11 protein-coding genes are annotated in these 12,242 nt (G+C 71.3%); 6 read left to right on the top strand and 5 right to left on the bottom strand.

The features are described 5' to 3' along the window. Positions 1–196 precede the first annotated feature (196 nt). The 3 genes from ADK86_RS19295 to ADK86_RS19285 all read right to left on the bottom strand — a co-directional run bounded on the left by ADK86_RS19295 (position 197) and on the right by ADK86_RS19285 (position 3,785). Positions 197–1,450: an NAD(P)/FAD-dependent oxidoreductase gene (locus tag ADK86_RS19295; protein ID WP_078952117.1), complete on the bottom strand. Its 1,254-nt coding sequence runs from the start codon at positions 1,448–1,450 to the stop codon at positions 197–199. Positions 1,451–1,950: 500 nt separating this feature from the next. Beyond that, positions 1,951–2,997, bottom strand: a complete 1,047-nt coding sequence (locus ADK86_RS19290; RefSeq protein ID WP_063789037.1) for a D-alanine--D-alanine ligase family protein — start codon at positions 2,995–2,997, stop codon at positions 1,951–1,953. A 149-nt stretch (positions 2,998–3,146) separates the two neighbouring features. Then, positions 3,147–3,785, bottom strand: coding sequence for a winged helix-turn-helix transcriptional regulator (locus ADK86_RS19285; RefSeq protein ID WP_053697677.1), 639 nt, complete (start codon positions 3,783–3,785; stop codon positions 3,147–3,149). Between the two features lie 85 nt (positions 3,786–3,870). On the opposite strand from ADK86_RS19285, the gene ADK86_RS19280 reads away from it, so the two are divergent. Both ADK86_RS19280 and ADK86_RS19275 read left to right on the top strand, forming a co-directional pair. Beyond that, a complete protein-coding gene (locus ADK86_RS19280; protein ID WP_053697676.1) occupies positions 3,871–5,085 on the top strand; it encodes a pyridoxal phosphate-dependent aminotransferase in 1,215 nt (404 codons plus the stop codon). Between the two features lie 36 nt (positions 5,086–5,121). Beyond that, positions 5,122–5,754 carry a LysE family translocator gene (locus tag ADK86_RS19275; RefSeq protein ID WP_053697675.1) on the top strand — a complete coding sequence of 211 codons (633 nt, stop codon included), beginning with the start codon at positions 5,122–5,124 and terminating at the stop codon, positions 5,752–5,754. Positions 5,755–5,996: 242 nt separating this feature from the next. On the opposite strand, the gene ADK86_RS19270 is transcribed toward ADK86_RS19275, so the two are convergent. Then, positions 5,997–7,079: a hypothetical protein gene (locus ADK86_RS19270; RefSeq protein WP_053697674.1), complete on the bottom strand. Its 1,083-nt coding sequence runs from the start codon at positions 7,077–7,079 to the stop codon at positions 5,997–5,999. Positions 7,080–7,267: 188 nt separating this feature from the next. Here ADK86_RS19270 and ADK86_RS19265 point away from each other — a divergent pair, with 188 nt between their 5' ends. The 3 genes from ADK86_RS19265 (at position 7,268) to ADK86_RS19255 (ending at position 10,889) form a co-directional block, all read left to right on the top strand. Continuing rightward, positions 7,268–7,702, top strand: a complete 435-nt coding sequence (locus ADK86_RS19265; RefSeq protein ID WP_053697673.1) for a hypothetical protein — start codon at positions 7,268–7,270, stop codon at positions 7,700–7,702. Positions 7,703–8,138: 436 nt separating this feature from the next. Beyond that, positions 8,139–10,142, top strand: coding sequence for a prolyl oligopeptidase family serine peptidase (locus ADK86_RS19260; RefSeq protein WP_324611403.1), 2,004 nt, complete (start codon positions 8,139–8,141; stop codon positions 10,140–10,142). A 222-nt stretch (positions 10,143–10,364) separates the two neighbouring features. Further along, entirely contained in the window at positions 10,365–10,889 is a 525-nt protein-coding gene (locus ADK86_RS19255) for a Rieske (2Fe-2S) protein (RefSeq protein WP_053697672.1), read from the top strand. A 31-nt stretch (positions 10,890–10,920) separates the two neighbouring features. Here ADK86_RS19255 and ADK86_RS19250 read toward each other — a convergent pair whose 3' ends face one another. Next, entirely contained in the window at positions 10,921–11,577 is a 657-nt protein-coding gene (locus ADK86_RS19250; protein WP_053697671.1) for a cysteine hydrolase, read from the bottom strand. Positions 11,578–11,733: 156 nt separating this feature from the next. On the opposite strand from ADK86_RS19250, the gene ADK86_RS19245 reads away from it, so the two are divergent. Then, on the top strand, positions 11,734–12,207 hold the full coding sequence (locus ADK86_RS19245) for a pyridoxamine 5'-phosphate oxidase family protein (protein WP_053697670.1): 474 nt from the start codon (positions 11,734–11,736) through the stop codon (positions 12,205–12,207). The last annotated feature ends 35 nt before the right edge of the window (positions 12,208–12,242 follow it).

Below are 12,242 nucleotides of genomic sequence, written 5' to 3'. Positions count from 1 at the left end.
GCACTCCATACGGACCACGGCGCCCGGGGCGCGGGGCACCGGCGCATCCGGCGCCCGCCTGCTCCGGTCGTGCACATCCGGTGCCCGTTGATCCGGTGCCCGTTTGCTCCGGTCGTGCGGGCCGCTCGGTCACCGCGGTCTTCCCGGGCCCCGCGGCACGCCCGCGGCGCGCGGTGCGGCCGCCGGGGCCGGGAGGTCAGGCGGCCGGATCGTAGACCCGCTCGTCCTGCGGCACGCCCGCGTCGTCGTACAGGCGCTCCAGGGCGTCCGGCGCGTAGATCTCGTAGTCCGGGACCACACCGCCGATCAGGCCCAGCATCTTGTTCGTCCACTCCTGGCTCGCGCTCATCGCGCTCATCGTCGCCTTGAAGAACGGCGGGAGTTCGGTCAGTTCGCCGAGCGTGGTGGTGAAGTCGTAGACACCGGCGCTCTCCTCGTCGCGCACCTTGTTGTACTCGGCCAGGGCCTCGTCCATCGGCCGTTCTCCGGACAGCCCCTGGTGGACGCGCTCGGCGAGCAGTTCCCCGTGGAGGAAGGCGTCGGTCATGCCCCAGCCGGTGTAGGGGTCCTTGTGGTAGCCGGCGTCACCCACGAGGGCCCAGCCGGGGCCGTGGGCACGGCGGTAGTAGTTGTCCGGGTAGCGCATCGGGCGGAAGTTCTCCTCGCGCCGCCCGGCGTCGCGCAGCTCGGCGCCCATCTCCGGAACGACCTCGTCGAAGACCGCCTGGAACCCGGCCTCCACGTCCTGGCGGAATTCCTTCAGCCGGCCGCGGGTGCAGATGACGGCCAGCATGGTCAGTCCGTCGTTCGTGGGCCAGCTGCCGAACCAGCTCTCGTTGAGGCCCGTCTTGTGGTGCAGGCCCCAGTCGAGGCCGCTGTAGTACGAGTAGTAGCTGAACCCGGCCGCGGGCCGGACGTTGTACAGCTCCGCCCCGACCTTCTTGGCGACCGTGGAGTGGAAGCCGTCCGCGCCGATGACCAGCGGGGCCCGGAACTCCCGCTCCGGCCCGTCCCCTTCCCGGCCGCGGATGCCCGTCACCCGGCCGTCGGAGGCGATCACGTCGGACACGGTGAAGCTCTCCAGCACCTCGGCACCGGCCCGGCGCGCGGCGTTGACCAGGATCTCGTCGAGCACGGTCCGGCGCGGGCAGTACACGGCGTCCACCCCGTCGACGGGGTCGGCGAAGCCGGTGAGTTCGATCCCCCGGTACGCGTAGTGCATCGTGCGGAGCGCCGGTGTCTTCGCCGCCACCACCTCGTCGAGCAGGCCCCACTCCTGGAGTTTCAGCAGCCCCGCCTGGTGGATGTAGTGCGTCGAGACGGTGTCGCTGGGAAAGGAGGACCGGTCCACCACGAGGACCCGGTGCCCCAGTCGCGCCAGCAGCATGGCGACCGGCGAGCCGGCGCAGCGGGCACCCACAACAATGACGTCGTACACGAGCTCCCCCATGATTCGAATCGGGCACCTGAGAGCCAATCCAGGCCCGGCCACGGCGTTCCGTGGTCAGCGGCGCCGATAATGACCGGAAGGTTATGGGCAGCAACTGACGAAGGTCAACAGTTGGTAGTGAGATGGCAATGTCACACCATTGTGGTGCAACCGTCGAACATTTCATTCCACTCCACAGAGTCACCTCTGACGAGGCAACATGCCGCCATATGCACCTTTCACGGCGCACCTTTCGCGGGGAATGTGGCTTGCGCCACACCCCAGAGTGACCAACGCACGGCCACACTCGGTCAGCGGAACGCGGCCGTTTCCCACGCAGCGTAGGTAAAACGAGAAGGACCCATTCCAGCAATTCCGGCCCGTCTCCGCCGCGAATTACTCGGTTGACGTAACCCGGGAAGTTACCTGAACGAATCGCGCCACTACCTGTCCAAAAACCGCTGTCGGCTCTTTCGGTGCGGTCCGGCGGGTGCATGGCCGGCCGGGAGAGCCCGCGACGCTTACGAACGCACCGCCAGATCCACAATGCGCTGCACCAACTCCGGGTAATCCCAGCCGGCCCCGGCCGCCGCCTTAGGGAGCAGGCTCGCCGATGTCAATCCCGGGAGCGCGTTCACTTCCAGGCACATCGGTGTGCCGGCCGCGTCGTTGCGGAAGTCGGCGCGTGAGTATGTGCCGTTGCCGAATCCCAGGGCCCGGTGAGCGCGTACGGCCAGGTCCTGGAGCCTGGAGGCGAAGTCGGCCGGGATCTGTGCCGGGCACACTTCGTTGACCGCTTCGGGCTGGTATTTGGCCGCGTAGTCGAAGACCGGTGTCGTCAGCTCGATCTCGATGACGGGGAGTGCCTGGCCGCCGACCACGCCGACGGTGAACTCCCGGCCCGGGAGGAACGGTTCCACCAGCAGTTCGGTGCCACCTGCGCGTACCTCGGCCGCGATCTGGTCCAGTTGCGACAGCGAGTCCACCCGGTGGACCGACACGCTCGAACCGTCCGCGACCGGCTTGGCGACCACCGGGCCGGCTTCAACCAGCCGCCGTACGTCGTGCGGTACCGCCTCCCCGTTCACCCCGGGCCGCCACAGCACCCGATCGGCCACCGGTACACCCGCCGCGCCCAGCACGGCCTGCGCCCGCCCCTTGTGCCAGGCTGCCGCGCACACCGCGCTGCCCGCGCCCGTGAACCGTACGCCGGCCATTTCCAGCAGCGCCTGCACGTGCCCGTCCTCGCCCCAGCCGCCGTGCAGCGCCAGGAACACCAATTCCGCTTCGCGCAGCAGGTCCACAACCGGGCCGCCGGTCAGGGCGGCGTGCATGCGCTCCCGCAGTCGCTTTTGGTCCGACAGGGACGGCGGTTCCTTGCCGACCGCCACCGCGTCGACCGCGTCACCGGGACGCAGCGGCCCGGCCAGAACCGGCTCCGCGGCGGCCGGGTCGATCACCACCACCTCGTGTCCTCGCTCCAGCAGGGCGCGGGCCACCGACCGCCCCGAGGCAAGGGAGACATCTCGTTCCGTGCTCTCTCCACCGCTCAAAATCACGATTCGCATGCCGGAATTCTGGCGCATGGGCGGGATTTGTGCACGTATGTCTTGTCAGGTGCAGCGGAGGGCATCTCCGTGCGGCAGCGAGCACGTCGTACGGCAGGGGCCATCGCCGCGCGGCAGGTGCATCGCTGCACGGGGAAGGCGGGCCGTCATCACTGCGCCGCACGCAGCCGCTCCGCCAACTCCCCTTCCCCCTCCACCTCGATCCGTCCGGTTCCCACCCCTTCCCCGAACGTGAGCCGCCCGCCGACAAGGGCTTCACAAGCGTCGGACCGCAACGTGACCCGCGCATCGGCCTTTTCCGCCACCCCGTCGCCGTACAGCGGAAAGCCGCCACCCGTACGCAGGTGGAAGGTCCCCGAGTCGAGCACCACGTCGACCACGCCCGCGAGGCCGCCCGCCGCTTCGGTCAGCAGACGGAGGAGCGGGAGGGCGTGCCAGTGCGCGCGGACGGCGTCGGTGGGCCGGCGGTCCGGCAGGTCCGGTGCGCCCCATTCCGCGAGTGCGGTCAGGACGGGCTGCAACTGCCGGCCCCGAGGCGTGAGTTCGTACACGTAGGAGGCGGCGGGCGGGGGAAGGCGGTGGCGGGCGGCCAGTTCCTCGCGCTCCATGTCCTTCAGGCGGGAGGCCAGGACATCGGTGCTGATGCCGGGCAGGTCGGCGTGGAGGTCGGTGTAGCGGCGGGGCCCTGCGAGGAGTTCCCGGACGATCAGCAGGGTCCACCGGTCGCCGACGGCGTCCAGGGCCCGGGCGGCGGCGCAGTAGTGGTCATAGCTTCGGCGGCGAGGCATGGCAGCAGTCTAGAGAAGACATTGGACTTGCCAAGCTCCTACTTGGTAAAACCAAGTACGCAACGAAGCCCTGGGAGGCCACCGCATGGAATTCCGGCAGTCGAGCAAGCTGAGCGAGGTCTGTTACGAGATCCGCGGGCCGGTGATCGAGCACGCCAACGCCCTGGAGGAGGCGGGGCACAGCGTGCTGCGCCTGAACACGGGCAACCCCGCCCTGTTCGGGTTCGAGGCGCCGGAGGAGATCGTCCAGGACATGATCCGGATGCTGCCGCGGGCCCACGGGTACACCGACTCGCGCGGCATCCTCTCCGCGCGGCGCGCGGTCGCCCAGCGCTGTCGAGCGCAGGGCCTTCCCGAGGTCGGCGTCGACGACGTCTTCCTGGGCAACGGCGTCTCCGAGCTGGTCAGCATGGCCGTGCAGGCGCTGCTGGAGGACGGTGACGAGGTCCTCGTACCCGCGCCGGACTTCCCGCTGTGGACGGCGGTGACCACGCTCGCCGGCGGACGCGCCGTGCACTACCTGTGCGACGAGTCCGCCGACTGGTACCCGGACCTCGACGACCTGGCCTCGAAGATCACGGACCGCACCAAGGCCCTTGTGATCATCAATCCCAACAACCCGACGGGCGCGGTCTACCCGCGCGAGATCCTCGACGGGATGCTCGACCTCGCCCGCCGGCACCAGCTGATGGTCTTCGCCGACGAGATCTACGACCAGATCGTCTACGACGACGCCGAGCACCTCCCCGCGGCGTCCCTGGCCCCGGACCTGGTCGTACTGACCTTCGGCGGCCTGTCCAAGACGTACCGGGTGGCGGGGTTCCGCTCGGGCTGGCTCGTGGTCACCGGCCCGCGGCAGCACGCACGGAACTACCTGGAGGGGCTGACCATGCTGGCCTCCATGCGCCTGTGCCCCAACGCGCCAGCGCAGTACGCCATTCAGGCCGCGCTCGGCAGCCCGCACTCCATTCGCGAGCTGACCGCCCCCGGCGGCAGGCTGTACGAGCAGCGCGACCGGGCCTGGCAGAAACTGAACGAGATCCCGGGCGTGTCGTGCGTCAAACCGAAGGGGGCACTGTACGCGTTCCCACGCATCGACCCCGCCGTACACAAGATCCACGACGACGAGCGGTTCGTCCTGGACCTGCTGCTGCGCGAAAAGATCCAGGTCGTCCAGGGCACCGGCTTCAACTGGCCGTCCCCCGACCACTTCCGCATTCTCACCCTTCCGCACGCCGATGAGCTGGAGTCGGCGATCGGGAGGATCGGGCGGTTTCTTACGGGGTACCGGCAGGGTTGAGGAGGGGGAAGTTCCGGCCTCGATAGGTTCGATGGTGTGCAGTGGCATCAGGTACTCGGGTTCGTGGCCGCGGTCATCCCCCTCACTCTGCTTCCCGGCACCAGTTTCGCCCTGGTCACGCAGCAGGTGATCGCCGGTTCGCGGGCGGACGGCGTGCTCGTCACGCTCGGCTCGGCGGGTGGGCTCCTGGTGCACGCGGCGTGTGCCGCGGTCGGGTTGTCGGCACTCGTGATGTCGTCGGCGCAGGCGTTGACGGTGGTGAAGCTCCTGGGCGGCGGCTGTCTCATCTGGCTGGGCGTGATGACGTGGCGTACGGCGGGCCGAGAGGCCGAAACCGGGGTACGGCGGCGGACGCGGTGGCGTTTGCCGTGGACTCGGCTCGGCGGGTTCGCGCAGGGTTTGTGGTCGAACGTCCTCAACCCGAAGGCCGCCTCGGTCTATCTCACCCTGGTACCGCAATTCCTCACGCCCGGCCGACCGATCGCACCGCAGGTTGCGACCCTTGCCCTCGCGCATATCGTGGTCGTACTCGTGTGGCTGCTGTTCTGGACGACCGTGGTTGCGGCCGCGCGTACGGCGATCGACACGCCCCGGTTCCGGCGTGGGACGAGTCGTCTGGCGGGAGCGGTGCTCGTCGTATTGGGGGTTCGGACGGCGGCGGTGGGATAGGCCGGTGCGCCGTCCGTTATTCCGTGGCCGGAGTTACGGGAGCGTGCGCTCCGTAGGAGAGCCCCGCGGCAGCGAGGAGCGCGGATTGTCGTGCGCTCGAAGGCCTATCCCATGCAACGGCTGCCGTACGCCGAAGCCTGACCCTGTCGCTTCGGGGCCCCCTGTCCCCCCGGTGCATGCGCGCAATTCCGGGGGTTCCAGGGGCCGCAGCTCACGGAGAACCCGCATAGCCGCTCATGGCGTCAACGGCAGCGCCACACCGTCGGCTGGTTGCCGCCGTTCCCGCCGTCGGGGCGGCTCCAGCCGGCGAGTGCGCCGTCGTCCGCCGAGACTTTCAGCCCGAGGGCGCCCGACAGGGTGGCGGTACGGCGGCCGAGCTGCCATACGGCGTCGCCGTCACCGCCATCGGTCCACCCGACGGACTGGCCGGAGCGGTTGACGGAGTTGACGCTCGCGCTGTGTTCGGGGCGCAGCGGGGTGCCGTCGCGGTCCCACAGAACGCCCTGGCCGTCCGCGTCCGGCGAGGGCTGGGTCACGCCCGCCACCCGGCCGTTGGAGATGCCGTTGCCGTGCACCACCGCCGTACCGGAAGGCAGGCGCAGCTTGCGCGCGCTGCCCTCGCGCCACAGGTAGAGGGCTGCGGGGTCGAACGCGTCGGTCCTGGTCTTCATGTGCTCCACCAGTACGGTGCCGTCCTGGTCGATGCCGGTCGCCTTGGTCTGGCCGGTGCCCGGCAGGCCGCCCGACAGCTTGACGACGGTGCCGGGCGCGTTCGCGGGCCACAGCACCGCGGTGTGCACGTAGTACTCCTCGATGCCCTGCCGGACCAGCACGGCGACGTGGCCGACGATGTCGCCGGCGTCGTTGATCCCGGTCGCCCAGGACCCTGTGGTGCCCGGCGGCTCGGGCAGCCTCTCCAGTTTGCCGTCGCGGGTGCGGAAGGCATGCCGCTCCAGGCCTTCGGCGTTCACGTCGCCCACCACGGTGCCGTCGCGGTTGACGCCCGTCACCTCCGGCTGGGCCAGGCCCGTCGGGTGAGCGAACTCGGTGGCCTGGCCGCCCTTCCAGCGCAGCACCTTGCGGGTGGTGGTGCCCCACGAATAGGTGATGGCTCCCGTACCGGCGTATCCGCCCTGGCTGTCGGCGGCGGTGATCTGCCCGCCTCCGGTGTAGCGCGCGGGCACCGTGAGCAGTTCGGGGCTCCAGGAGCACGCCGCCACCGTCGCCGACCGGGCCGCCGGGGCGGCGTGGGCCATGGGCGACAGCAGGGCGGCGGACATCGCCACCGTCAGGGCCGCCGTGACCGCTACGCGTCTGGATCGCATACGAGCATCTCCTTAGCTGGTGAGCATGCGCTGCAGTTGGTGAGCACTGCGCCGCGCCTCAGCCTGGCAACGGGCGCTTACGCCGCGATGACGGCGCAGTGACCGTACGAGCGGCCGCGCCCGGAGGCCGTTCCGCGGTTCCCCGCCCCGGCGCACTGTCGGCCCGGCGGGCCTGAAAGAGTGGCCCCATGCTGCTCGACCCGGAGAAAACCCTGTTCATACGGGGTGCCACTCCCGTACTCCTGCTGTCCGAAGCCCCCGTGCACGACGCCCTGCCGGTCCTGACCGCGCCCGACGGAGCGGTACCCCAGTGCGACGGCTGGAGCATCCTCCCCAAGCTCACCCTGTGCGTCGTGGACGGGCCCGGTGAGGAGGGGATCATGCTCCCTTCCTACGTCGCGCCGGTGATCGACGGAGGTGGTGGGAGCGGAGGCGGAGACGGCGCGGCCGGTGGGGCCTATGGGGCCGGCGGGCCCGGTGAGATGGCCGCCTGGTGCACCGACGCCGAAGCTGCCGGTGGGGCGGTCGTCCTGTCCCTCGACGCCCTGCCCGAGGTGCTCGACTGGCCCCATCTGCTGGGCTCGGGCACCGCACGCGGAGGGTTCCTGCCGGGCCTGTTCTGACCCGCTCCGGCTCTGCCCCGCTCCGGCGCGCCGCAAGCCCCCCGGAAGAGGACCATCGTGCCCGATAGGGCGTAACACCTGAATACATGTACACTTGTCCTACGAAGCCCCGCGGTTCCCCCGTCCGCGGGGCTTCGTCGTGCCGTACGGCCTGCGCGTGCCGCGGCCGGCCCGCGGGTTTCCGCCGTCGGCGGCCGGGCGGCGAAAGCGGTGGAAGCCGGGACGGACGGAATGAAAGAGTCCCGTCATGACGGCTGTTGATGACTCTTCCGGATTGTCCAGGACCGCTTCCACTTCTTCCAAGGCCACTTCAGACCATTCCGTACCTGCCGGAGCCACTTCACATGCCTCGGCTTTCCCCCGCCAGTTCGCGCTGACCCAGTGCTTCTCCCTCGGGGTGCCGCGCCGGTTCAGCGTCTCTCCGGACGGGCGCCGGGTGCTGTTCACCCGTACCGGCGGCGGCAGCGATCCCGTGAGCCGGTTGTGGCTGTACGAGGACGGGGCGGAGCGGGTGATCGTCGACCCGGCGTCGCTGGGAGGGGAGCCGGATGGCGAGGGCCGGCTGCCCGAGGCGGAGCGGGCCCGCCGGGAGCGGGCGCGTGAGCATGCCACCGGTGTGGTGGCGTACGCGACCGACGCGGCGGCGCGTGTGGTGGCCTTCGCGCTGTCCGGCGCGCTGTGGGCGGTCCGTACGGACGGGGGCGCCCCCTTCCCCGTACCGGCCGCCGGGCCGGCCGTCGATCCCCGGCCCTCTCCGGACGGGCGGTACGTCGCGTACGTGACCGGGGGCGCGCTGCACGTCGTCGGCCTGGAGGACGGGAAGGACCGGCAACTGGCCGCCCCGGAGGGCCCGGACGTCGTATACGGGCTGCCCGAGTACGTCGCGAGCGAGTCGATGGGCCGCACACGCGGCTACTGGTGGGCGCCCGACAGCCGCCGCATCCTGGTGGCAAGGGCGGACACCTCCGGTGTGGCACGGCGCTACATCAGCGACCCGGCGCACCCGGAGCAGGCGCCGCGCGCCGTCCCGTACCCCTCGGCGGGGACGGCCAACGCGGACGTGTCGCTCCACATCGTGGCGGTGGACGGCTCCGAGACGCCGCGTGTCGAGGTGGGCTGGGACCGGGCCGCGTACGAGTACCTGGTCAGCGCCGCCTGGGACGGGCACGGGCCGCTCGTCGGCGTACAGAGCCGGGATCAGCGCACGCTGCGCACACTGGCGGTCGACGAGGCCACCGGCGCGACCGGGGTCCTGCACGAGCGCACCGACGCCGCCTGGGTCGAGATCGTGCCCGGGACCCCGGCCCGTACGGCTTCGGGAGCGCTGGTCCTGCCCGAGGACACACCCGGGACGCGGCACCTGAGGGTGGGCGGAAGTACCGTCACGCCGCCCGGACTACAGGTGCGCGAGGTCGTCGCCGTGGTGGGCGAGGAGGTGTGGTTCACCGCCAGTGAGGAGCCGACGACGACCCATGTGTGGCGGTGGGAACCGGAGGACGGCCTGCGCAGGCTGAGCGAGCAGCCGGGGGTGTTCACGGCCGTGGTCGGTGGCGGCACTGTGGTGTTGACCGGGCTCACACCGGACGGGCCGGTGGCCGATGTTCACGAGCGCGGGCAGGGCGGCCCGTACGGAAGCATCGCCTCGCTCGGCGAAGATCCGGTCGTCACTCCGCGTCCGGAGCATCTCGTCCTCGGGGAGAGGGAGTTGCGCGGCGCGCTGTACCTGCCGTCCTGGTACGACCGCGACGCGGGCGGCAAGCTGCCCGTACTGCTCTGCCCGTACGGAGGGCCGGGCATCCAGGTCGCCATACAGGCGCGCGAGTGGTTCGTCTGTGTGGCGCAGTGGTTCGCCGAGGAAGGCTTCGCCGTACTGCTCGCGGACGGGCGCGGCACCCCGGGCCGGGGCCCGGCCTGGGAGAAGACCATTCACGGCGACCAGCTCACGCCCGTACTGGAGGACCAGGTCGACGCGCTGCACGCGGCCGCCGCGCGCTTCCCGTGCCTGGACCTGACACGGGTGGCGATCCGCGGCTGGTCGTTCGGCGGCTTCCTGTCCGCCGCCGCGGTCCTGCACCGTCCCGACGTCTTCCACGCGGCGGTCGCCGGCGCCGCGCCCACGGACCAGCGGCTGTACGACACCCACTGGAAGGAGCGTTACCTCGGCCATCCCCTGGAGACACCGGACCACTACACGCGCTCCTCCCTGGTGGGTTCGGGCCACCTGCTGCGCCGTCCGCTGCTCCTCGTCCAGGGGCTGTCGGACGACAACGTGGCGCCCGCGCACACCCTGCGCTTCTCCGCGGAGCTGCTGGCCGCCGGCAAGCAGCACAGCGTGCTGCCGCTGCCGGGAGCCGGTCACTCGGTGGGCGACCCGGCGGTCCGCGAGAACCTGCTCCGTTTCGAACGCGATTTCCTGCGGGAGGCCCTGGGCAAGGCGTGATCTGCTGCGCGCTGGGCGGGGTTTCATCTGCTGCGGGGCGCGCTAAGCAGGGATGGGAGTTCTGCCCGGCGCGCGCGGCGGGAACTGAACGGCCGTGGCTCCGTATCCGTATGGAACTTCCACAACGCCCATGGGACGCACGGACCACGTGGCGCGCACCGCTCACGGGACGGACGCGGCGCCCACGGGCCTGGAACAGGCACCGAGAGCCGGAGGCACATCATGACCCAGCAGGCAGCGACGGGGCGGACGGACGCGGGAACAGGACGCCGTACGGTCGTCGCGGCGGCCGGCGCGGCGGGACTGGCCGCCGCACTCGCGGCGTGCGGGAACGGCTCGGCGGGGAACGGCTCGGACGGGTACGGCGACAGCACGTCGTCCGCACCGTCCGGGCCATCGTCGTCGGCGGCCGGGGGTGACGGAGCCGGGGACGGCGCGTCGAAGGGGGGCGGCGCGGCCGGGGACGTGCTGGCGAGGACCGCGGACATCCCCGAGGGTGGCGGCAAGGTCTTCAAGGACCGCAAGGTCGTGGTGACGCAGCCCGCCGCGGGCGAGTTCAAGGCGTTCTCGGCGGTGTGCCGGCATCAGGGGTGCCTGGTGAACGAGGTGGCGGGCGGCACGATCAACTGCCCGTGCCACGGCAGCAAGTACGCCATCGACGACGGCAGCGTCCGCCACGGGCCCGCCACGCAGGGGCTGCCCGCGGCCAAGGTGAGCGTGGAGGGCGGAGCGATCAAACTGGGCTGACGGGGCCGCCCGTCGGCGACGGCCGGGCGGTTCACCCGGCGGCGGGCCGGGACCGGCGGGGGCGTTTCCAGCAGGTGAGCAGGTCTTCGGTGGTCGTCACCGTGGCGACGAGCGCGAGGGTGTGCCGGACCATCGCCGCGGTGTAGTCGGCCGGTACGCCGGCGATGGCGTCGGCGGGCACCACCGCCGTGTAACCGAGGTTGACCGCGTCGAAGACGGCATTGGGGACCGCCACGTTCGCCGACACCCCGACGATCACGAGCGTCCGGCAGCCGAGGTTGCGCAGCAGCGGGTCCACGTCCGTACCGGCGATCGGTGACAGGCCGTGCAGCCTGCGGACGATCAGGTCGTCCTCGGAGACGGGCACCGGGTCGGCGATCCGTACCGCGGTCGTACCGGCGAGCTGCTGTACGGGCAGGCGCTCGGCGGCGGCGAACAGGCGCGCGTTGCGGTTGGCGCCCCGGCCGTCGGGGCGGCGCTCGGCGACGGCGTGCAGGACCTGTACGCCCACGTCGTGCGCGGCGGCGGTCAGCCGGGCCACCCGGGCCAGGGCACCCGACGTGCGGGCCGCGTCGGCGAGTTCCGGCAGCGCGCTGTCCGGTCCGACGATCCCGCGCTGGCACTCGACCGTGAGCAGCGCCGTCGTCGCCGGATCGGTCAGCTCGAAGAGGCGCGCGCCTGATGGCATCGGATCGGCCCTCCTGGTCAGTGGTCGTACCGCCGCGGGCCGCGCGAGCGTAACCGCCATTGCGTCCGTAAGGAAGACACCCCAGCATGCTTCCCGACACGCGGACAGGCCGGTGCGGGCCGCGCCCGGCCGCCGTACAGCGGAGGTGGTCGACGGATGACCGGCACACAGCGGCGCGGGCGCCGCGTCATGATGACACCGCGGGAACTGGACGCCTTCCTGGCAGAGCAGCGCACCTGCCGGGTGGCCACGGTGAGCGAGGACGGTACGCCGCACATCGGCCCCCTGTGGTTCGTCTGGGACGGCACGGCACTCTGGCTGTACTCGGTCACCCGGAGCAAGCGGTGGGCGCAGCTGCGCAAGGACCCCCGGATCGCGGTGGCCGTCGACGACGGGCACGACTACGGGGAACTGCGCGGGGCGGAGCTGAGCGGCCGCGCGGAGATCGTCGGCGAGGTGCCACGGACGGGCGACGCCTGCCCGGAACTGGGCAGGCCGGAACGGTTGTTCGCCACGAAGTACTTCGGGCTGGAAGAAATGCCGCACGACGGCCGGCACGCGTGGCTGCGGCTGGTTCCGGATGCGGTGGTGTCCTGGGACTTCCGCAAGATGGGGGGTTTCGCTGGGTGACGGGGTGAGCGGGGCGGTCCGGTGCGGGGGGGGGC

Origin of the sequence: Streptomyces sp. NRRL F-5755 (genome assembly GCF_001279365.1) — a bacterium.
GTDB lineage: Bacteria > Actinomycetota > Actinomycetes > Streptomycetales > Streptomycetaceae > Streptomyces > Streptomyces rimosus.
This window is presented reverse-complemented; position numbering and strand designations above follow the sequence as displayed.